The 21,692-nt window shown below is 61.7% G+C and carries 18 protein-coding genes; 10 read left to right on the forward strand and 8 right to left on the reverse strand.

Annotated features, from left to right (window positions below; genetic code table 11):
- Window positions 1-7 precede the first annotated feature (7 nt).
- Complete coding sequence (locus tag Q0V31_RS07235) at window positions 8-1,918, reverse strand: beta-ketoacyl synthase (protein WP_298186219.1); 1,911 nt, start codon at window positions 1,916-1,918, stop codon at window positions 8-10.
- A 243-nt stretch (window positions 1,919-2,161) separates the two neighbouring features.
- On the opposite strand from Q0V31_RS07235, the gene Q0V31_RS07240 reads away from it, so the two are divergent.
- The 5 genes from Q0V31_RS07240 (at window position 2,162) to gcvH (ending at window position 8,539) form a co-directional block, all read left to right on the forward strand.
- Window positions 2,162-3,811 (forward strand): acyl-CoA synthetase, encoded by a 1,650-nt coding sequence (locus Q0V31_RS07240; protein ID WP_298186222.1) that lies wholly within the window; start codon window positions 2,162-2,164, stop codon window positions 3,809-3,811.
- Window positions 3,812-3,954: 143 nt separating this feature from the next.
- A complete protein-coding gene (locus Q0V31_RS07245; protein ID WP_298186224.1) occupies window positions 3,955-4,956 on the forward strand; it encodes an extracellular solute-binding protein in 1,002 nt (333 codons plus the stop codon).
- Between the two features lie 196 nt (window positions 4,957-5,152).
- Window positions 5,153-6,769, forward strand: a complete 1,617-nt coding sequence (locus tag Q0V31_RS07250) for an iron ABC transporter permease (RefSeq protein WP_298186227.1) — start codon at window positions 5,153-5,155, stop codon at window positions 6,767-6,769.
- 157 nt (window positions 6,770-6,926) lie between these two features.
- Window positions 6,927-8,009, forward strand: coding sequence for a glycine cleavage system aminomethyltransferase GcvT (gene gcvT, locus Q0V31_RS07255; protein ID WP_298186230.1), 1,083 nt, complete (start codon window positions 6,927-6,929; stop codon window positions 8,007-8,009).
- 140 nt (window positions 8,010-8,149) lie between these two features.
- The gene (gcvH, locus tag Q0V31_RS07260) at window positions 8,150-8,539 is read left to right on the forward strand and encodes a glycine cleavage system protein GcvH (RefSeq protein WP_298186232.1); all 390 of its coding nucleotides are present in this window, start codon (window positions 8,150-8,152) and stop codon (window positions 8,537-8,539) included.
- A gap of 61 nt (window positions 8,540-8,600) precedes the next feature.
- On the opposite strand, the gene Q0V31_RS07265 is transcribed toward gcvH, so the two are convergent.
- The 3 genes from Q0V31_RS07265 to Q0V31_RS07275 all read right to left on the reverse strand — a co-directional run bounded on the left by Q0V31_RS07265 (window position 8,601) and on the right by Q0V31_RS07275 (window position 11,742).
- Window positions 8,601-9,056 (reverse strand): NfeD family protein, encoded by a 456-nt coding sequence (locus tag Q0V31_RS07265; RefSeq protein ID WP_298186236.1) that lies wholly within the window; start codon window positions 9,054-9,056, stop codon window positions 8,601-8,603.
- 3 nt (window positions 9,057-9,059) lie between these two features.
- Window positions 9,060-9,980 (reverse strand): SPFH domain-containing protein, encoded by a 921-nt coding sequence (locus Q0V31_RS07270; protein ID WP_298186238.1) that lies wholly within the window; start codon window positions 9,978-9,980, stop codon window positions 9,060-9,062.
- 115 nt (window positions 9,981-10,095) lie between these two features.
- Entirely contained in the window at window positions 10,096-11,742 is a 1,647-nt protein-coding gene (locus Q0V31_RS07275; RefSeq protein ID WP_298186241.1) for a L,D-transpeptidase family protein, read from the reverse strand.
- Window positions 11,743-11,839: 97 nt separating this feature from the next.
- Here Q0V31_RS07275 and Q0V31_RS07280 point away from each other — a divergent pair, with 97 nt between their 5' ends.
- The gene (locus Q0V31_RS07280) at window positions 11,840-12,508 is read left to right on the forward strand and encodes a murein L,D-transpeptidase catalytic domain family protein (RefSeq protein ID WP_298186243.1); all 669 of its coding nucleotides are present in this window, start codon (window positions 11,840-11,842) and stop codon (window positions 12,506-12,508) included.
- Window positions 12,509-12,523: 15 nt separating this feature from the next.
- Here Q0V31_RS07280 and Q0V31_RS07285 read toward each other — a convergent pair whose 3' ends face one another.
- Together Q0V31_RS07285 and rpiA are read right to left on the reverse strand one after the other, a co-directional pair.
- Window positions 12,524-14,308 carry a GspE/PulE family protein gene (locus Q0V31_RS07285; protein WP_298186246.1) on the reverse strand — a complete coding sequence of 595 codons (1,785 nt, stop codon included), beginning with the start codon at window positions 14,306-14,308 and terminating at the stop codon, window positions 12,524-12,526.
- A gap of 117 nt (window positions 14,309-14,425) precedes the next feature.
- On the reverse strand, window positions 14,426-15,100 hold the full coding sequence (gene rpiA, locus Q0V31_RS07290) for a ribose-5-phosphate isomerase RpiA (protein ID WP_298186248.1): 675 nt from the start codon (window positions 15,098-15,100) through the stop codon (window positions 14,426-14,428).
- A gap of 155 nt (window positions 15,101-15,255) precedes the next feature.
- On the opposite strand from rpiA, the gene ilvA reads away from it, so the two are divergent.
- Window positions 15,256-16,770: a threonine ammonia-lyase, biosynthetic gene (gene ilvA / locus Q0V31_RS07295; protein WP_298186251.1), complete on the forward strand. Its 1,515-nt coding sequence runs from the start codon at window positions 15,256-15,258 to the stop codon at window positions 16,768-16,770.
- A gap of 18 nt (window positions 16,771-16,788) precedes the next feature.
- Window positions 16,789-17,229, forward strand: coding sequence for a DUF2269 family protein (locus tag Q0V31_RS07300; protein WP_298186254.1), 441 nt, complete (start codon window positions 16,789-16,791; stop codon window positions 17,227-17,229).
- Between the two features lie 114 nt (window positions 17,230-17,343).
- Here the strand turns inward: Q0V31_RS07300 and Q0V31_RS07305 are convergent, their stop codons facing one another.
- Window positions 17,344-17,997, reverse strand: a complete 654-nt coding sequence (locus Q0V31_RS07305; RefSeq protein WP_298186257.1) for an HAD family phosphatase — start codon at window positions 17,995-17,997, stop codon at window positions 17,344-17,346.
- Between the two features lie 143 nt (window positions 17,998-18,140).
- On the opposite strand from Q0V31_RS07305, the gene Q0V31_RS07310 reads away from it, so the two are divergent.
- Window positions 18,141-18,620, forward strand: a complete 480-nt coding sequence (locus Q0V31_RS07310) for an RNA pyrophosphohydrolase (RefSeq protein ID WP_298186259.1) — start codon at window positions 18,141-18,143, stop codon at window positions 18,618-18,620.
- 18 nt (window positions 18,621-18,638) lie between these two features.
- Window positions 18,639-20,918 carry a phosphoenolpyruvate--protein phosphotransferase gene (gene ptsP, locus Q0V31_RS07315; RefSeq protein WP_298186262.1) on the forward strand — a complete coding sequence of 760 codons (2,280 nt, stop codon included), beginning with the start codon at window positions 18,639-18,641 and terminating at the stop codon, window positions 20,916-20,918.
- A 24-nt stretch (window positions 20,919-20,942) separates the two neighbouring features.
- Here ptsP and Q0V31_RS07320 read toward each other — a convergent pair whose 3' ends face one another.
- A complete protein-coding gene (locus Q0V31_RS07320) occupies window positions 20,943-21,689 on the reverse strand; it encodes an NRDE family protein (RefSeq protein ID WP_298186264.1) in 747 nt (248 codons plus the stop codon).
- Between the last annotated feature and the right edge of the window lie 3 nt (window positions 21,690-21,692).

The raw sequence follows: 21,692 nt of genomic DNA on the forward strand, positions 1-21,692 counted from the left end.
TTGCGGCTCAGTCGAGCATATCGCCGTAACGCGCATCCTTCTTGAACACCAGCGGCTGGGCAAAGCCCGGCACCTTGATCTGCTCGGCGCTGATGCTGATCTGCTGCTCGTCGATCAGGTCGTTACCGAAGTTATAGATGATCCCCAATTGCCCCAGCAGGGCTTGCGCGTCGTAAGCCTGGGCGGCGGCGCGGGTCGCTTCGCGGCGCTGCAGGTAGGCGGCAAACGCCGCTTCGCCATGGCGCTTGCGTAGCATGCGCTCGGCCACATGCGGGGCCAGCAGCAGGGCGCTGGCGTTATTGCCGCCAAAGCCCTTGGAGTTGATAAAGCACACATCCAGTTGCTCAGCTGCACGCGTGCGGTCAGCGGTGGCGAAGCTCAGGTGCTGCTGGTGCACGTCATCCGCCACCTTATCGATGGTCTTGATGCCGGGGATAATGCCGTACTTGAAACTGCCTAAAGCAGAGATGACTTGGTCGCCACTGGCCGCGGCCAACGAGTGACCAACAAAGGCTTTAACCGCCGTCACGGGCCACTGCTCGATGGCGAAGGTGCTGGCGATCTGGTCGAGAATCACCGACTCGGTCACCCGGTTGGCCGGGGTGCTGGAGCCGTGGGCGTGGACGAAGCTGCGCTCACGTACAGCTTCGATCCCCAGCAGTTGCACGGCGCTGGCCACGGCCTTGGCCACCGTCAGGTAGTTGCCGGGGCCGGGGGCGGAAATGGATTTCTTGAAGCCGTCGGCATTGATAAACACATCCGGCACCGCGCCGTGAATGTCTGCGCCCAGTTGCAGCGCCAGCTCATCATCCATCAGCACCACGAACTGGCAGGCTTCGGCCAGGGTGAAGCCGCAGTTCTCACCGAACGGGCGGCTGGCACGGCGGAAGTCCACGTCATCGCTGCCCTGGATCTGCCGTAGGCCATCCTCGGTGGCCAGCGCGCCCATGGCGCCGTAGCCCTCGATGCACTCCTGGTTGATCGGCGCTTCGCTGCTGCCGACGATCACCACCCGCGCTTTGCCGCTGGCGATCTGTTCGATGCCTTTTTGCAGGTTGTAGAGGAAGCTGGCGCAGGCCCCGGTGATGCTGCCGGTGGTGCCGACACTGCCGAGCACGTAGGCATTAATAAAGTCCGCCGACATGGTGTTGAGGCCCAGGGCCAGCTGTTTGGCGGTGACGCGGCCGCCCTTGAGGCGGGACTGCATTAGGCCGCCGAAGCCGTTTTCGTCGAGCTGGCTCATGATGCAGCTGGAGAAGACCGCGACTTCGTCGGGGGCCACGTGCTGCATGATGGTTTGCCAGTCGATGCCGGTGGCGCGCAGGGCATCGGTGACGCCGACTATGGTCATGGCCAGGCCGCGCGGGTGGAAGCGTGCGTTGTACAGCTCGCTCGGCTCGAAACCCGTGGGCAATTGCCCGGCGGATTTCACCGGCAGGGCGCGGTAGCTGTCGACCTTGAACTCGCAGTTGTCATGCAGGGTGACCAGCACTTCGGTGGCGTTCAATTCGTCCACCGCCCAGTCCGACGGCAGTGGGTCCGGTAGGTGCTTGCGCAGGGTGATAAAGCTCAGCGGCTGGCCGGCAGTGGCGCTGATGTCGATGGTCTTCTGCCAGTGCGCGGCGTCGGGGTCGAGGTGCTGTTTCTCGATGCGTCGCACCAGCGTCGAGGCGATGATCTGCTCGGCGAAGCGGCTGTCGATGTCGGCCAGGCTGAGGCTGTTGCCCTGCTCGTCCTGGTAGTCGCCATTAACCACCTTGACCAGTTTCATCATCACCGCCAGGCCCGCGAGGGTCTGCTGGCGTGCTGGAGTGTCCATGGATTCCAGCACCGTGCGGCGGAAACCATGATGGAAGGAGCTACGCCCGGCTGCGTTATAGCCACCAAAACCAACGATCACAGGTAAGCGTGAGGTCACTCGATAACTCCTTGAAAAGATAACGCCGGACAAGCGCAGATGAAGCGATGGCAGCTTGTCCTGGTTGCTGGGGCGCCCTGCGGCGGGTGTTCCGCTTCGTTCAGGCGCTCAGCATGGCTGTGCAGATGCCTATGCTGACGTGGTTGCTGACCTGTGAGTCACGGTTTCGACCAAGGTAGAACATCACTAAAACCCTACCGCTGCTATGGTTTCTGCAGTCCAAGGTCCTGCTGGAGAATAACAATGCACAGCGTCAATCCTTACGAATACGGCATGCCGCGCGATGCGGCGAATTTTCAAGCGCTCAGCCCATTGAGCTTTCTTGAGCGCGCCGCCAGTGTTTATCCGCAGCGCCTGGCGCTGATCAATGGCAGCCAGCGTCAGACCTGGGGTGAAACCTACAGCCGGAGTATTCGTTTGGCCTCGGCCCTGGCCCAGCGCGGCATTAGCCTGGGCGATACCGTCGCGGTGATCGCGCCCAACGGCCCGGCGATGTTCGAGGCGCACTTTGGTGTGCCGATGTGTGGCGCGGTGCTGAATGCCATCAACACCCGTCTGGATGCCGAAGCCATTGCCTTTATCCTGCAACACGGCGAGGCCAAGGTGTTGCTGGTGGATAAGGAGTTCGGCGAGTTGGCTCAGCGCGTGGTCGGGCACTTGCCGCAGCCACCTCTGGTGATCGGCATCGACGACCCGGAATATGCAGGCGGCTTGCTGATCGGCCAACTGGATTACGAGGCACTACTGGCCGAAGGCGACGCCGATTACGCCTGGCAGTTGCCGGCAGACGAATGGCAGGCGATCTCCCTCAACTACACCTCCGGCACCACCGGCAACCCCAAGGGCGTGGTGTATCACCACCGCGGCGCGCATCTGAATGCGCTGTCCAATGCCATGTGCTGGGACATGAGTCGCTTCCCGGTGTACCTGTGGACGCTGCCGATGTTCCACTGCAATGGTTGGTGTTTCCCCTGGGCGCTGGCCGCTTATGTTGGGGTGAACGTATGCCTGCGCCATGTCCGCGCCGAGGCGATTTATCCGGCGATCGCCGAGCATGGCGTCGATCATTTCTGTGGCGCGCCCATCGTGCTGAACATGCTGGCCAACGCCGGTGATGAGTTGAAGGCGCTGAAAACCCAGCCGGTCAAGGTACTCACCGCCGGAGCGGCGCCGCCGGCGGCGGTGATCGAGGCCATGGAGGCGCTGGAATTTCGCGTCACCCACGTTTACGGCCTGACCGAAACCTACGGCCCCAGCGTGGCCTGTGAATGGAAAAGCGAGTGGGACAGCGAAACCCCGGAGCAGCGCGCTCGCCTGAAGTCCCGCCAGGGTGTGCGTGCGCCTTTGCTCGACGGCCTGATGGTGGCGGACCCTGACACCTTGCAGCCAGTGCCGAAGGATGGGCAGAGCATTGGTGAAATCATGATGCGCGGTAACGTGGTGATGAAGGGCTACCTGAAGAACCCCACAGCCACCGCCGAGGCCTTTGCCGGTGGCTGGTTTCACTCCGGCGACCTGGCGGTGTGGCATGCCGATGGCTATGTGGAGATCAAGGATCGCTCCAAGGACATCATCATTTCCGGCGGCGAGAACATTTCCTCCATCGAAGTGGAAGATGTGCTGTACCGCCATCCGCTGATTCTTGAGGCGGCGGTGGTGGCCATGGCTCACGTCAAATGGGGCGAAACACCCTGCGCCTTCGTCACCCTCAAGCCGGGAGCCGAGCTGACGTCCGAGGAGCTGATCAGCTTTTGTCAGCAGCGTTTGGCGCGCTTCAAGGTGCCAGGTTGTGTGGTGTTCAGTGATTTGCCGAAAACCAGCACCGGCAAGGTGCAGAAATTTGTCCTGCGTGAGCAGGCCAAAGCATTGGCCGCACAGCAGGCGGTAGCCTGAGGTTCTGCCTGCCTCTGCCTGGCCTGATCTGATGAGAAATTGAAGGCGCTTGTTACAGGTTTAAGCGGATAACGAGTTGAGAAACTAAATGCCATTCACTACTATTTGGTAACTCAACTCGTCTATACCAAGAGGCAGTCTCCATGCAGGTAAGCAAGCGTTTATTCGCCGCACTCTCTCTCACGGCGCTGGCCGGCACCGTACAGGCCGCCGATGAAGTGGTGGTTTACTCCTCGCGTATCGACGAGCTGATCAAGCCGGTTTTCGATGCCTACACCGCCAAGACCGGTGTCGCGGTGAAGTTCATTACCGATAAGGAAGCGCCACTGCTGGCGCGCCTGCAGGCCGAAGGGGAAAACACCCCGGCCGATATGCTGATCACCGTGGATGCCGGCAATCTTTGGCAGGCCGAGCAGCAGGGCGTGCTCAAGCCGCTGAAGTCCGCAGTGATCGATGCCAACATCCCTGCGCAGTACCGTTCCAGCACCGATAGCTGGACCGGCCTGTCGCTGCGTGCGCGGACGATTTTCTATTCCACCGAGCGGGTTCAGCCGAGCGAGCTGTCGACTTACGAAGCCCTGGCCGACAAAAACTGGGAAGGCCGCCTGTGCCTGCGTACCAGCAAGAAGGTCTACAACCAGTCGCTGACCGCCACCCTGATCGAAACCCACGGCGCGGGCAAGACCGAAGACATCATCAAGGGCTGGGTCAATAACCTCGCCACTGATGTCTTCGCCGACGACACCGCGCTGCTGCAGGCCATCGACGCCGGTCAGTGTGATGTCGGCATCACCAACACCTATTACTACGGCCGCCTGCACCAGCAGCAGCCGGACCTGAAAGTGAAGCCGTACTGGCCGAACCAGAATGACCGTGGTGTACACGTCAATCTGGCCGGTGCCGGCGTGACCAAGCATGCACCGCATGCCGACGCGGCGCAGAAACTGCTGGAGTGGATGACCACCGAAGAGGCTCAGGCCCTGTTCGCCGGTCTCAATCAGGAGTTCCCGGCTAACCCGAAGGTGCCGGCTTCCAAGGAAGTGCAGGCTTGGGGCAGCTTCAAGGCCGACTCTATCCCGGTTGAAGTGGCCGGCAAGCGCCAGGCCGAAGCCATCATGCTGATGGATCGCGCCGGCTGGAACTGATTGCCACGCGGAGGATGGGTTGAGACGCAAAGCGTCGATACCCAGCGCGATCGGATCGATGGGCAGCGCTGCGCTCACCCCATCCTCCGGAGCTAGGCCGCGCAATCCACCCGACGTCTGCCGTTATACTCGACGCCCCGGCTTAGTCCGGGGCGTTGTGTTTCCGCTGCCGAACAAACTGTTTCGAGGATTTTGCGTGGCCCATCCCGCCCAGCGTCGCTGGTACCCCATCGCCTTTGCCGTTGCCTTGCTGGTGCTGTTGCCATTGAGCGTGCTGCTGTTCAGCTGGCATGAAATCGACCAGAAAATCTGGGCGCACCTGTGGCAAACCCAGCTGCCGCGCTTGCTCGGCAATACCCTGATGCTGGTGATGGGCGTTGCCGTTGGGGTGACGTTGCTGGGGGTCAGCCTGGCTTGGCTCACCAGCCTGTGCGAGTTTCCCGGGCGGCGCTGGCTGGATTGGGCGCTGATGCTGCCGTTTGCCATTCCTGCTTATGTATTGGCGTTTGTGTTTGTCGGCTTACTGGATTTCTCCGGGCCGCTGCAAAGCCTGCTGCGTGAGTGGTTCGGCAGTGGCGTGCGCTTCCCCCGAGTGCGCTCCACTGGCGGGGTGATCATCGTCCTGGTGCTGGTGTTCTATCCCTACGTTTACCTGTTGGCGCGTAATGCCTTCCTGGCTCAGGGCAAGGGCTTGATGGAAGCTGCGCGGGTGCTTGGATTGAGCCCCTGGCGAGCCTTCTGGCGCGTTGCTCTGCCGATGGCGCGTCCCGCCATTGGCGCGGGCCTGGCATTGTCAATCATGGAAACCCTGGCGGATTTCGGAGCGGTCTCGGTGTTCAATTTCGACACCTTTACCACCGCTATCTACAAGACCTGGTACGGCTTTTACAGCCTGACCAGCGCCACCCAACTGGCCAGCCTGCTGCTGCTGGCGGTGATGCTGGTGCTGTATGGCGAGCGCCGCGCCCGTGGTGCGGTACGCCCGGTGAATGAGCGGCCACGCGGCAAGGCGCTGTATCACCTGCGCGGTGGCAAGGCCTTTGCGGCCAGCGCCTGGTGCGGTTTGGTGTTCGCCTGCGGCTTCGTTATTCCGGTGCTGCAGTTGCTGGTGTGGTTCTGGCAGCGCGGGCGTTTCGATCTGGATGAACGTTACAGCGCGTTGATCCTGCATACCCTCTATCTAGGCGCACTCGCGGCATTGATCACCGTCAGCGTGGCGCTGCTGCTGGCCTTTGCCCGTCGCCTGGCACCAACCCGGCTGATGCGCTCAACCGTTGGTTTGGCCAACCTCGGCTACGCCTTGCCCGGTTCGATGCTGGCGGTGGCGATCATGCTGGCGTTCAGTTACCTGGATCGCGAACTGGTGATCCCGTTGTCCAGCTGGTTCGGCGGCGCCGGTAAGCCGGTGTTGCTGGGCAGCCTCTCGGCGCTGCTCCTGGCCTACTTGATTCGCTTCATGGCGGTGGCCTATGGGCCGCTGGAAAACAGCCTGGCACGCATTCGTCCGTCGCTGCCGGAGGCCTCGCGTAGCCTGGGGGTTGGTGGTGTCGGGCTGTTCTTCAAGGTGTACCTGCCCTTGCTGGTGCCGGGCGCGTTGTCGGCGGCGTTGTTGGTGTTCGTCGATGTGCTCAAGGAGATGCCTGCCACCCTGCTGATGCGGCCCTTTGGCTGGGACACGCTGTCGGTACGGGTGTTTGAAATGACCAGTGAAGGCGAGTGGGCGCGTGCCGCGCTGCCGGCCCTGACCCTGGTCATGGTGGGCCTGTTGCCGGTGATTTTGCTGATCCGTCGTTCGGCGCGCCGCCTGGGCTAACGCGCCCGGCCGCCGGGTCGGGATGACCGGCCTCGGCGTTGCGGCTACAATGCGCGCCATTCGCAGCGGCCCAGCCTTATTTTGCCTGCGCCTGTGCCCAATTCATCGGGCTTCAGCCGGGTTGCCGCTGCACTGCCCAGCCCGCAAGGAGAGACTTATGGGACAGCGCACACCGCTCTACGACTTGCACCTCGCGTTGGGTGCCAAGATGGTTGATTTCGGCGGTTGGGACATGCCGTTGCACTATGGCTCGCAGGTCGAGGAGCACCACGAGGTGCGCCGCGATTGTGGGGTTTTCGATGTGTCGCACATGACCGTGGTGGATGTCACTGGCAGCCAGGCGAAGGCCTACCTGCAACACCTGCTGGCCAACGATATCGAGCGCCTGCAAAGCATCGGCAAGGCCCTCTACAGCGCCATGCTCAATGAGCAGGGCGGGGTGATGGATGATCTGATCGTCTACCTGATGGACTTCGGTTACCGCGTGGTGGCCAACGCCTCGACCCGTGACAAGGACCTGGCCTGGATGCGCCTGCACAGCGTCGGCTTTGATGTGCAGCTGCAAGAGCGAAGCGAGTTGGCCATGCTGGCTATTCAGGGCCCGCATGCGCGGAGCAAGACCGCCGAGCTGGTCAACGCGTCCCGTGCCAGCCTGATCCAAAGCCTCAAACCCTTCGAGGGTCAGCCGGATGGTGACTGGTTTATCGCCCGCACCGGTTACACCGGCGAAGACGGTCTGGAAATCATCTTGCCAGCCGGTGAGGTGGTGGCCTTCCTCAATGACTTGGTGGGGGCCGGTATTTCGCCCATTGGCCTTGGCGCACGCGATACCTTGCGTCTGGAGGCCGGGCTTAATCTGTATGGCCAGGACATGGATGAGAGCGTCACCCCGTTGGTCGCCAACATAGGCTGGAGCATCGCCTTGGAGCCGGCCAGCCGCGAGTTTATCGGTCGCCGCGCTGTGCAGAAGCAGCAGGCTGAGGGCGTGAGTGCCAAGCTGGTAGGCTTGGTGCTGGAAGAGCGCGGTGTGCTGCGTGCGCATCAGGTGGTACGCGTCGAAGGGGTGGGTGAGGGGGAGATCACCAGCGGCAGTTTTTCCCCAACCCTGGGTAAATCGATTGCCCTGGCGCGGGTGCCGGCGGCGACCAGTGAGCGTGCCGAGGTGGAAATTCGCGGCAAGTGGTACCCGGTGCGCGTGGTAAAACCGACCTTTGTGCGTAACGGTAAAGCGCTGATTTAAGCCCTGATCTGGCCAAGGATGGTGCAGCGTGTTCGTTTCCCTACGAATCGCTCGTTTTATAGACTTTCTTTCGGTATGGCCAAGGCCTGCTAAATTTCCATGACGGCGCGGTCGCCGTCATGCCAGATGAGGAACGACACATGAGCAATATCCCCGCCGATCTGCGTTATGCCGCTAGCCACGAGTGGGCGCGTCTGGAAGCCGATGGTAGCGTTACCGTTGGTATTTCCGACCACGCCCAGGAAGCACTGGGCGATGTGGTGTTTATCGAACTGCCCGACGTTGGCAAAACACTGAATGCCGGTCAAGAAGCGGGTGTGGTGGAGTCGGTCAAGGCCGCTTCGGACATCTACGCGCCGATCTCCGGTGAAGTGATTGCGATCAACGAGGGCCTGGCCGACAGCCCGGAAAGCGTCAACAGCGATCCGTACGGCAGCTGGTTCTTCAAGCTCAAGCCAAGCGACGCCAGCGAGCTGGACAAGCTGCTCGATGCGGCCACCTACAAGGCCAGCGCTGACAGCGATGCCTAAGGTTTAGCGCTAAACAACAAAGCCCCGCAATGCGGGGCTTTGTTGTTTACAGGGCTGTGTGTCAGTCCTGTTGCACGGCTTCAACCTGCAGCAGCACGCCATTCTGGCCGACTACGCGCACCGGCGTACCCGCCGGGAGGTCGCTGCCGATCACCAGCCATAAGCTGTCGCCGGCTTTGATCTTGCCGCGCCCGCCGTTGATCGGCTCATGCAGCGCGAAGGTGCGGCCGACCAGTTCGCTGCCGCGCTGGTTCAGCCCTGGCTGGTCAGATGGTTTCGCCGCGCTGCGCTGGCGTTGCCACCAGAACACCGCCGTCAATACCGAGAGCAGGCCGAACAGGATGAACTGCGCAGCCCAAGGCAGCGCGGGGAAGATAAACGTCAGCAGGCCGACGCTGGCGGCCGCCAGGCCGATCCACAGCAGGTAACCGCCCGCGCCAAACACTTCGAGAATCAGCAGCAGGGTGCCGAAGGCCAGCCAGTTCCAGTACGACAGGTGCTGTAAGAAGTCCCACATGGCTTAACCCTTGTGCTCGCCGAAGGTGGCTTTGACGATTTCACCAATGCCGCCCACCGCGCCGATGACCTGGCTGGCCTCCAGCGGCATGAGGATCACTTTGCTGTTGTTGGCGCTGGCCAGCTGGCCGAGGGTTTCGATGTATTTCTGCGCGACGAAGTAGTTGACCGCCTGCACGTTACCGCTGGCGATGGCATCGGAGACCATGCGTGTGGCTTCCGCTTCCGCCTGAGCTGCGCGCTCGCGGGCTTCGGCTTCGAGGAACGCCGCCTGGCGCTGGCCTTCGGCCTTGAGGATATCGCCCTGCTTTTGTCCTTCGGCGGTGAGGATGGCCGCTTGGCGCATGCCTTCGGCTTCGAGAATCTGCGCGCGCTTGATCCGTTCGGCTTTCATCTGTCCGGACATGGCGGCCATCAGGTCGGCGGGCGGGCTGATGTCCTTGATCTCGATACGGGTGATCTTGATGCCCCAGGGCGCGGTGGCCTCGTCGACGGTGCGCAGCAGCTTTTCGTTGATCGCATCGCGCTGGCCGAGCATGGCGTCCAGCTCCATGGAGCCGAGCACGGTGCGGATATTGGTCATCACCAGGTTACGGATGGCGTGTTCGAGGTTGTTCACCTCATAGGCGGCCTGGGCGGCATTGATAATCTGGAAGAAGCAAATGGCGTCGATTTCTACTGTGGCGTTATCGGCGGTGATCACTTCCTGTGCCGGAATATCCAGCACGTTTTCCATCACGTTGAGTTTGCGGCCAATCTTGTCCATCACCGGCACGATGATGTTCAGGCCCGGCTTGAGGGTGTTGGTGTAGCGGCCGAAGCGCTCGACTGTCCATTCAGAGCCCTGCGGCACGACTTTGAAGCCCATAAAGACGATGGCGACGGCGAGGCCGACAAACAGAAAAATGACGCTGCCGATTTCCATGTGGTGTAGCTCCTTGTTGAGTGATGTTTGCTGATGGCTTATCTAAGCACAGTTGCTGTGGGTACGGCTGTCGATGGTGTTGCAAGGTGCGCGAGGCAGCAGCCGCATCTGTTGATCAGGGCACAGGCTGAGCCAGTGCGTGGATCAAACGGGCGTCGTGGGCATAGATATCCGGGTAGTAGCGCAGCGTGCCATCGAGGCCGGCTTCGACTGTCCAGTAAGCAATCAGCAGTGGCGCGGGATTTTGCAGGCGGTATTGCTGGGTGTCGCCGCTGGCGATGCGCGTTTGTACATGCTCCAGTTCCTCTGGCGAGAGAAGCCAGGCGAGCAAGGTGTCGACGGCCTCGATCCGCACGCAGCCGGAGCTGAAGGCGCGCGGGGCCTTGCTGAAGAGTCGTTGGCTGGGCGTGTCATGCAAGTACACCGAGAACGGATTGGCGAAGCGCAGCGCGACCCGGCCAAGCGGGTTGTGGCTGCCAGCCGACTGGCGCAGGAGGATCGCACCGGGCCGGTCCCAATCGATGCTCTGCGGGTCGAGCAGGTTGCCGTCATAGTCGAGCACGCTCATTTGGTGGCGTTCCAGGTAGCCGATGTCCTCACGAATGGCCGGTAGCTTGTCTTCGCGCAGGATGGTGGGCGGCACGGTCCAAGTCGGGTTAAGGGTCAGTCGCGCAATGCGCGAGGCGAGTAACGGCGTTTGCCGCTCGGCCCGCCCGACCTGTGTGCGGGTGCGCCAGAGCACCTGGTTATTGCGCACCACCTGCAGTTCAGCCGCGGCGATATTGATCATCACGGCGGCGTTGCGCATGTCATCGGCGAGCCAGCGCAGGCGCTCCAGATTGGCGCGCAGTTGCTCGCGGCGCATCAGGGCGCTGATGTTCAGTTCAGTAAGGCTGGCGGGGCCGAGAATGCCGTCTGGGTTGAGGCCGTGGTCGCGCTGGAAGTCCGCCAGGGCAGCCTGGGTGGCCAGATCGTAGGCATCGCCCAGCGCTCCATCCTCTGCTGCCAGATAGCCTTGGGCGAGCAGGCGTGCGCGCAGTGCCGGCAGCCGCGCATCCTGGCTACCAGGCTTGAGCAGTGGGCCGCTGGTTAGCGTTGGCCATGGGCTTAGCGGTTGCAGGCGTTGTTGCGCATAGGCGCTGCGCAGCTGCTGGTATTGCACGGTGGTCGGCCGTGCGCTGGCAAAGGCCGCTGCCGGCGTGTGCAGGTGCTGCAGGGCCAGCGACAGGGTTGCCTGTTGCGGGTCTTGAACGGTGTGCCCAGGCGCATGCCACAGAGGTTCCCAGTGCTGTTGCAATAAACGTCCGCGCCGCAGGTGCAGCAGGGCCTGCAGGTAACTGTGACTGGTCAACAGCTCTGCGCAGTCGCGCTGCTCGGCGCTTTGGCCTGTTGTGGGGGTGGGCAGTACATAGTCGCTGGGTTGCAGCCCGTCATCGGCCAACTGAGCCAGTTGTTCGCGTAATTGCAGCCGTAGTTCAGTGCTTTGCCAGGCGGGTTGACCCTCGCGTTGAGCATAAAAAGCCTGCAACAGGTGCAGTGCTTGCTCGTCTAGGCTGGTTGCTAACGCGCTGCAGTACTGCGTCAGCTGAGTCAATACTGGGCGCAGGTCGCTGCCGGTGGCGAAAGGCGCAGTGGAGGCATTCGCGACCAGTGGCAGGGTGAGCAGGGCAGCGCTCAGGTAAAGTGTGCGTTTTTTGAACAATCTACTGCTCCAGTCCTTGGCCTCAGTGCGAGTTAGTCGTAGCCAGTATAGGCTCGACATGACTGGATCTTGTTACAGGACTAAGCGCCTCGAGGTATTTACCCATATGTTTGGACGTATTGGCAGGTTCTGCCTGATCGGCTTTTGGCTTGTTTGTATGCCGTTATCGGCAATGGCGGCAGCGCCGGATGGCCAGCTCAGGGAGCTGGCGCGGATAGCCCCTGGGCTCAATCAGCAGGCGCTGAAGCATGCCCTGGCGGCGATGCAGTGCGCGGTTAATCATGGTGCTGAACCCGCTCGCCGCCTGGCGGTAATCGATTATTCGCGGCCCTCCACCGAGCGCCGCCTGTGGATCTTCGACCTGCAGCGCAAGAGCTTAGTGTTGCGTGACTTTGTCGCCCACGGGCGTCAGTCGGGGGAGAACTTCGCCGAGAGTTTCTCCAATCGCCTGGGGAGTAACCAGAGCAGTCTCGGTCTGTTTCGTACCGCCGAAAGCTACCGTGGTAAACATGGCTATTCGCTGCGCATGGATGGCTTGGAGCCGGGGCTGAATGACCTGGCCCGCGAGCGCGCCATCGTCATTCACGGCGCGGCCTATGTCAGCCCGCGACTGGTGCAGAGCCAGGGGCGCATCGGCCGTAGCCTGGGTTGCCCGGCAGTGCGCCCGGAGGTGGCGCGGATGGTGGTTGATCAGCTCAAGGGCGGGCAGTTTCTGTTTGCCTGGCACTCCAATCAACGCTGGCTACAAGGCTCGGCTTATCTGGATTGCAAACCGCAGCGCGTGGCCAGCAGCCAGGCCCACCAGCAGCCTTTGCCACGCAGCTGAAACTCGCGGCTAAGACTATTTCTGTTCACTCTGCGGGGTAACCCGCAGCACTTCCTCGATGGTGGTGAGGCCCGCAGCGACCTTCTGCGCGCCGGATAAGCGCAAGCTGCGCATGCCCTCCTTGAACGCATGCCGGCGCAGGGCCACCAGGTCGGTGTCGGCGCTGATCAGCGGCTTCATCGCATCATTGATCAGCATGATTTCATACACACCCGCGCGCCCGCGATAGCCGGTATCGCGGCACTCCAGGCAACCGACAGCGCTACACGCCTGAGTCGGCAGCGGCGCGTTCCAGGGTTTGGTCAGGCTCTGCCAGTCGTCCTCATTCAGCGCCTGTGACGTTTTGCAGTGCGGGCACAGGGTGCGTACCAAACGCTGCGCCATAACGCCGAGCAGGGTGGCTTTGAGCAGGTAGTGCGGGACACCCAGCTCGAGCAGGCGGGTGATGGCGCTGGGGGCGTCGTTGGTGTGCAGGGTCGACAGCACCAAGTGCCCGGTCAGCGCCGCCTGGATCGCCATTTCGGCGGTTTCCAGGTCGCGGATTTCGCCGACCATGATGATGTCCGGGTCCTGACGCATCAGAGCGCGCACGCCACTGGCGAAGGTCAGGTCGATATTGTGTTGCACCTGCATCTGGTTGAAGGCCCCTTCGATCATCTCGATGGGGTCCTCGATGGTGCAGACGTTGACCTCTTGAGTCGCCAACTGCTTGAGCGTGGTGTACAGCGTGGTGGTCTTGCCCGAGCCGGTGGGGCCGGTGACCAGGATGATGCCGTTGGGCTGCGCCGTCATGCCTTGCCAGCGTTTCAGGTCATCGGCGGAGAAACCCAGCTGATCGAAGCTTTTCAGCAACACTTCCGGGTCGAAAATCCGCATCACCATCTTTTCGCCGAAGGCCGTCGGCATGGTCGACAGGCGCAGTTCAACTTCGCCGCCATCCGGGATCTTGGTTTTGACCCGGCCGTCCTGGGGTTTGCGTTTTTCCGCGACGTTCATCCTCCCGAGGCTTTTCAGGCGGCTGACGATGGCCATGGTCACCTGGGGCGGGAATTGATAGACGGTGTGTAGCACCCCGTCGATGCGGAAGCGCACGCTGCCCTGTTCGCGGCGCGGTTCGATATGGATGTCACTGGCGCGCTGGGTGAAGGCGTACTGGAACAACCAGTCGACGATATTGACGATGTGCGCGTCGTTGGCGTCGGGCTCTTGGTCTTGCGCACCGAGGTTGAGCAGTTGCTCGAAGTTGCCGATGCCGCTGATCTTGCTGTCACCTGCCGACGCGCCACTGACCGATTTGGCCAGGCGGTAAAACTCCACAGTAAAGCGCTGGATATCTGTCGGACTGGCCATCACCCGTTTGATCGGGCGCTTGAGTACATGGGTCAGGTTGGCTTCCCAGCTGGTAACCAACGGCTCGCTGCTGGCGATGGTCACGCTGTCGTTGTCCACCGCCACGGCGAGAATTTTGTGGCGTTGGGCGAAGGCGTAAGACATCAGCGGGGTGATAGCGGCGACATCGATCTTCAGCGGGTCGATACGCAAGAAGGGTTGCCCGCATTGTTCTGCCAGCCAGCTGGTCAGGCCTTCCAGCTCGAGCTTCTTGCCCGGATGCTTGAGGTCATCGAGCTGCTGCGCCGCAATAAACTCCAGCGGATGTTGCTGATTGCTGACGGCGCTGCGGCGGATCGCCAGGCACTGTTCGGCATTGTCCTGGTCAGTCCGGCCCTGGGCGACCAGTTCGCGCAGCAGGTCGGCGAGTTCCAGTTGGCGATCATGGCTGGACGAGACGAATGCGGACATATAACTCCCTGACAATCCTGATAACTAAGCAGTGTCGGCAGCATGACGCGAAGCAGGCGGACTGTCTGCCGACTTAATCCATTTCCGCGTAGCCAGCGTATCCGGTGGTGTTAGGTGTTAGGCGCGCTTGAGTGTCTGCACACCCTCTGCCGTGCCGAGCAGCAGCAAGTCGGCCGGACGTGCGGCGAACAGGCCATTGGTGACCACGCCGACGATGGCGTTGATCTGGCTTTCCAGCTCGGCTGGGTTGCTGATCGACAGGTTGAACACGTCGAGGATGATATTGCCGTTGTCGGTCAGCACGCCCTCGCGGTACACCGGGTCGCCGCCGAGTTTGACCAGCTGGCGCGCGACATGGCTGCGCGCCATCGGGATCACTTCCACTGGCAGTGGGAAGGCACCGAGCAGCGGCACCAGCTTGCTGGCGTCGGCGATGCAGATAAAGGTTTGCGCCACGGCGGCAACGATCTTCTCGCGGGTCAGGGCTGCGCCGCCGCCTTTGATCAGGTTGAGGTGTTCGTCGCTTTCATCGGCACCGTCGACATAGAACTCCAGGTCGCTGACGCTGTTCAGCTCATACACCGGAATGCCGTGGCCCTTGAGGCGCGCGGCAGTGGCTTCGGAACTGGCCACCGCGCCGTCGAATTCCATCTTGTGCTTGGCCAGGGCGTCGATAAAACAGTTGGCGGTGGAGCCGGTGCCAACCCCGATCACACTCTTGGCGTCGAGCTTGGGGAGAATGAAGTCGACGGCAGCCTGGGCGACGGCTTGCTTGAGTTGATCCTGGTTCATCGAGGGGCCTGGCGTGGGAATTAGGAGGGGCAAATTATAGCGCGCCTGGGCGGCCAGTGGGCCGGGGGGCGGGAAAACCCATGTGTTGTGTGGTCGTTCGGCGCGGCGCTGGGGTAGACTCGCGGACTCCCTGAAAAGCCGCCTGCGATCACGCCATGCTCGAACAGTACGTTAAAAAGATCCTCACCTCGCGCGTCTACGACGTCGCGGTGGAAACTCCGCTGCAAGTTGCCCCCCAGCTTTCTGAGCGTCTGGGCAATCAGATTTTGCTCAAGCGTGAAGACCTGCAGCCGGTGTACTCGTTCAAGATTCGCGGCGCTTATAACAAGCTGGCCCAGCTCTCGGCTGCAGAGCAGGGGCGTGGCGTGGTCACGGCCTCGGCCGGCAATCACGCCCAAGGGCTGGCGCTGGCGGCCAAGGTGCTGGGTGTTAAAGCCACCATCGTGATGCCCAAGACCACCCCGGAAATCAAGGTGCAGGGCGTGCGCTCGCGGGGCGGCAAGGTGGTATTGCACGGCGACAGCTTCCCCGAGGCGCTGGCCTATTCGCTGAAACTGGTCGACGAGAAGGGCTACATCTATATCCACCCTTACGACGATCCGCACACCATCGCTGGTCAGGGCACCGTCGCCATGGAAATCCTCCGGCAGCAGCCGGGTAAGCTCGATGCGATCTTCGTCCCGGTCGGCGGCGGTGGGCTGATCGCCGGTATCGCCGCCTACGTGAAATACCTGCGCCCGGAAATCAAGATCATTGGCGTTGAGCCGGACGATTCCAACTGCCTGCAAGCCGCCATGGCCGCCGGTGAACGGGTGGTCTTGCCGCAGGTTGGGCTGTTTGCCGACGGCGTGGCAGTGGCGCAAATTGGTGAGCACACCTTTGCGGTGTGCAAGGACTATGTCGACGAAGTCATCACTGTCAGCACCGACGAGATCTGTGCAGCGATCAAGGATATCTACGACGATACCCGCTCGATCACCGAACCCGCAGGCGCGCTGAGCGTGGCCGGGATCAAGAAATACGTGGAACGTGAAGGTTGCAGCGCTCAGGTGCTGGTCGGCATCGACTCCGGCGCTAACGTCAACTTCGACCGCCTGCGCCACGTGGCTGAGCGCGCTGAGCTGGGCGAGAAGCGCGAAGCGATCATCGCCGTGACCATTCCCGAGCAGCCCGGCAGCTTTAAGGCGTTCTGCGAAGCAATCGGCAAGCGGCAAATCACCGAGTTCAACTACCGCTATCACCAAGACCGCGAAGCCCATATCTTCGTCGGCGTGCAGACCCATCCGGAAAACGATCCACGCGCAGCGCTGGTACAGGGCCTGTGTGAGCAGGGCTTTCCGGTGTTGGACCTGACCGATAACGAGTTGGCCAAGCTGCATATCCGTCATATGGTCGGCGGTCACGCTGCGGCGGTGCCGGACGAGGTGGTCCTGCGTTTCGAATTTCCCGAGCGCCCGGGCGCACTGTTCAATTTCCTGCAGAAGCTCGGCGGGCGCTGGAACATCTCGATGTTCCACTACCGCAACCACGGCGCTGCCGATGGGCGCGTAGTGGCAGGCCTGCAGGTACCCAGTGCCGAGCGGCATCTGTTGCCCGCCGCGCTGGATGCCATTGGCTATCGCTATTGGGATGAGAGCGACAACCCGGCGTACAAACTCTTTTTAGGTTAATCGGCAGGAGCTGAATCGATGGAACATTACCAACTGCTGAAAATCCTCCACAGCGCCCCCGGCGTGCTGTTGCTGCTCGGCGTGCTGGCACACGTGTTCATGCTGCGGAAGGCCGCGCGCGGTGGCGATAGCGCTGTGCTGCAAGGCAAGCTTAAACGGACTCGGCTGATCAGCCTGCCGGTATTCGGCCTGTTGGCCCTGAGCTTGCCGGTCAGCGGCTGGTGGATGGTCAACCTGGCGGGCTTCTCGTTAGGGCAAACCTGGTTATTGGCTAGCAGCGTGCTGTTTGGCGTGTTGGTGCTGGCTGGTTTGCTGCTCAACGGTCGACTGGCCGCCTGGCAAGCCCTGGGCGATAGCCCTGCACCGGCCAAACTGCTGCGTTTCTGTGCGCTGTATGCCGGCCTGATCGTGCTGTTGTTGCTGGTGATCATGGGGTTGATGGGGGCTAAGCCGGCTTGATCTGCTGCACATAAAAACGCCGCCTGATTGGGCGGCGTTTTTATGGCCCGCCATTCGAGTCATTACTGCACGACGTTAAAAATGTCTCCCGGTGATTTTTTCGTTGTGGCAGGTTTAGCGCAGCGAGATGATCGGCCAGCCGCGCTTTTCAGCTTCGGCGCGTAGCGTCGGGTCGGGGTCGACGGCGCAGGGGCTTGCAACCTGTTCGAGCAGCGGCAGGTCATTGATTGAGTCGCTGTAGAAGCTGCTGCCAGCCAGGCTCAGGCCGGTTTCGGCGAGCCAGCGGTTAAGGCGGATGACTTTGCCTTCCTTAAAACACGGCACGTCAGTGGTGCGGCCGGTGTAGCGGCCATCGATCATTTCGCACTCGGTGGCCAGCAGGGTCTCGACGCCTAGGCGGGCGGCAATCGGGGCAGTAATAAAGCGGTTGGTCGCGGTGATGATTACCACCCGGTCACCTGCTTTGTGGTGCTCAGCCAGCAGCGCTTCACCCTTGGCGAGGATCATGGGTTCGATGCAGTCGCTCATAAACTCGCGGTGCCACTCGGCCAGTTGGGCCATTTCGCTACGCCCGAGCAGTTCCTGGCAGAAGTCCTGATAAGCCTTCACGTCCAACTGACCGGCGAGATAATCGGCATAAAAGGCGTCATTGCGGGCTTGATAGACGCTGGCATCCACAATGCCGCGTTTACACAGGTAATCGCCCCAAGCGTGGTCGCTGTCGCCGCCGAGCAGGGTATTGTCGAGATCGAATAAAGCCAAACGCACGGGGCACCTATCATCGCAAGAGTCTGAGGGCGCTGAGGATAACGGCTTTTGTAGGTCATTCCTATTGCGCGGGCTGCTCGCGTTGCTGCTGCCGCGACCTTTGTGGAACAATGCCGAAACATGCGTTTACGAGGTTGTGCGCCGTGATCGATTCTGATGGTTTTCGCCCTAATGTCGGCATCATTCTGACCAATGATGACGGCCAGGTGCTGTGGGCGCGTCGGATAAACCAGGACGCTTGGCAGTTCCCGCAAGGCGGGATTAATGACCATGAGTCGCCGGAAGAAGCGCTGTACCGCGAATTGAACGAAGAAGTCGGCCTAGAACAGCAGGATGTGAAAATTCTCGCCTGCACCCGTGGCTGGTTGCGTTATCGTCTGCCTCAGCGTTTGGTGCGCACGCACAGCCAGCCGCTGTGCATTGGGCAAAAACAGAAGTGGTTTTTGCTGCGCTTGACCGGCACCGAAGACCGTGTGCGGATGGACCTGACCGGCAAGCCGGAGTTCGACGGCTGGCGCTGGGTCAGTTACTGGTACCCGTTGGGCCAGGTGGTCACCTTCAAGCGCGAGGTTTATCGTCGCGCCTTAAAAGAACTTGCCCCGCGCCTGTTGGCGCGGGACTGATACAGGCTAGAGCCAAGCATGCTCAATACGCTGCGCAAGATTGTCCAGGAAGTGAACGCCGCTAAGGACCTTAAAGCGGCGTTGGGCATTATCGTGCAGCGGGTGCGCGAGGCGATGGGCAGTCAGGTCTGCTCGGTCTACCTGATGGACCCGGAAACCAATCGCTTCGTGCTGATGGCGACCGAGGGCCTTAACAAGAGGGCCATCGGCAAAGTCAGCATGGCCCCCAACGAAGGCCTGGTCGGCTTGGTCGGCACCCGTGAAGAGCCGCTCAACCTCGAACACGCCTCCGAACACCCGCGCTACCGCTACTTTGCTGAAACCGGCGAGGAGCGTTACGCCTCTTTCCTCGGCTCGCCGATAATTCACCACCGTCGGGTGATGGGCGTATTGGTCGTCCAGCAAAAAGAACAACGCCAGTTTGACGAAGGTGAGGAAGCCTTCCTCGTTACCATGAGCGCCCAGCTGGCTGGGGTTATCGCCCATGCTGAAGCGACGGGTTCGATCCGCGGTCTGGGCAGGCAGGGCAAGGGCATCCAGGAAGCCAAGTTTGTTGGCGTGCCGGGCTCGCCTGGTGCGGCGGTGGGTACGGCTGTAGTTGTACTGCCACCGGCTGATCTGGACGTGGTGCCAGACAAGTCCGTCGATGACATTGCCGCCGAATTGACCCTGTTCAACAACGCTTTAGAGGGGGTGCGCGGCGACATGCGCGCGCTTTCGGCGAAGATGGCCACTCAGTTGCGTCCCGAAGAGCGCGCGCTGTTCGACGTCTACCTGATGATGCTGGAAGACGCCGCCCTCGGTAACGAGGTGGTCAAGATCATCCGCACTGGCCAATGGGCGCAGGGTGCTTTGCGTCAGGTGGTCAGCGAGCACGTTAACCGTTTTGAGCTGATGGACGACGCCTACCTGCGCGAGCGCGCCAGCGACGTCAAAGACCTCGGCCGGCGCTTGTTGGCTTATCTGCAGCAGGCACGGCAGCAAACGCTGGTGTACCCGGACAACTGTATCCTGGTTAGCGAAGAGCTTTCGCCGGCAATGCTCGGTGAGGTGCCCGAAGGCAAGCTGGTCGGCCTGGTGTCGGTGCAGGGCTCGGGCAACTCGCATGTGGCGATCTTCGCCCGCGCCATGGGTATTCCCACGGTGATGGGCGCGGTCGATCTGCCGTATTCGAAGATCGATGGCATCCAGCTGATCGTCGATGGCTACCACGGTGAAGTGTTCACCAACCCCAGTGAGCTACTGCGCAAGCAATATGCCGAAGTGGTCGAGGAAGAGCGCCAGCTGGCCCAGGGCCTGGATGCGTTGCGCGGCTTGCCCTGCGAGACCTTAGACGGTCACCGTATGCCGCTGTGGGTCAACACGGGCCTGCTTGCCGATGTGAAGCGCGCTCAGGAACGTGGCGCCGAAGGCGTCGGCCTGTACCGCACTGAAGTGCCCTTTATGATCAAAGAGCGCTTCCCCAGCGAGAAGGAACAGCTGGCAATCTATCGCGAGCAGCTGGCGGCCTTCCACCCGCTGCCGGTGACCATGCGCAGCCTGGATATCGGCGGCGACAAGGCGCTGAGCTACTTCCCGATCAAAGAAGAAAACCCCTTCCTCGGCTGGCGCGGTATCCGCGTGACCCTCGACCACCCGGAAATCTTCCTGGTGCAGACCCGCGCCATGCTCAAGGCCAGTGAGGGGCTGAACAACCTGCGCATTCTTTTACCGATGATTTCCGGCACTCAGGAGCTGGAAGAGGCGCTGCACCTGATTCACCGCGCTTGGGGCGAGGTGCGCGATGAGGGCACTGATGTGCCGCTGCCGCCAATCGGGGTGATGATCGAGATTCCCGCTGCGGTTTACCAAGTGCGCGAGCTGGCGCGCCAAGTGGATTTCCTTTCGGTCGGCTCGAATGACCTGACCCAATACCTGCTGGCTGTGGATCGAAACAATCCACGGGTCGCCGACCTGTATGACTTCCTCCACCCGGCCGTGCTGCAGGCGCTGCAAATTGTGGTGGCCGGCGCCCATGCCGAAGGCAAGCCGGTGAGTATCTGTGGCGAGATGGCGGGTGACCCAGCCGCGGCTGTATTGCTGATGGCCATGGGCTTTGATGGCCTGTCGATGAACGCCACCAACCTGCCCAAGGTGAAATGGCTGCTACGCCAGATCAGCATGGGCAAGGCCCAAGAGTTGCTCGCTCAGGTGATGAGCAACGACAGTCCGCAGGTGACTCACAGCACCTTGCAGCTGGCCCTGCGTAACCTCGGCCTGGGCCGTATGATCAATCCTGCATCGGATATTCAGGCGTAACAGGTGTGGCGCTGCTGATGCCAATCAGCAGTTCAGTGCAACCTCTCCGAGATACACCCCATTGATGCCGAAGCTGCGCTCCACTATCTGGCGGCTGCCATCGGCATTGACGATCAGGGCGGTGCTGGCGCGCGTGCCGTAAGTCGGGCTGGCAATAAAGGCGCTGGACAACAGGCGTTCGAAGCTCAGGCCGATACCGGTTTGCGGCAGCTCTGTGTCCGCCGCCTGGGTTGGGTCGGCCAATAGCTCGAGCAGTCGGTGCGGGTGTGGTGCCTGCAGTTCGCTGTGCAGCGCGCTTTTGCTGCGTAACAGCTTGGGCCAGGGCGTGTTTAGGTCGGCATTCGATATACCGTGCACGCCTGCTGGCAATGCCGTGGCGCGTTGTTCCAGCGAGTTGAAGTGCCAGAGCTGTTGGTGATCACCCAGCAGCAGATTGAAACCGCTGTAGTGCGCGCTTTGCGCCTTCAGCTGCTGGAGGAAGTCCAGGGTGCTCAGGTCGCCCGCCAGAAAGGCCAGCGGCAATTCGCCTCGCGAGCGTGTGCCCAGGGCTAGGTTTGGGTTGCGGATATTGGTCAGGGCGGCAAAGCGCCCGTTTGGCCCGACTCCCAGCCAGGTGCCGCCGGCTTCTAGATCACGCCCGGCAAATACCCCCGGTACGTCGGGCCACTCGGCCAGTGGCTGGCTTGCCCTGGCATAGAACTCATCACGATTGGCCGCGACCAGCAGCGGCTGGGCATGACCGGGGCGCCAGGCCAGGACGATCAGGCACATGGT

The sequence above is a fragment of the uncultured Pseudomonas sp. genome, from assembly GCF_943846705.1.
In the GTDB taxonomy this organism is placed as follows: Bacteria; Pseudomonadota; Gammaproteobacteria; order Pseudomonadales; family Pseudomonadaceae; genus Aquipseudomonas.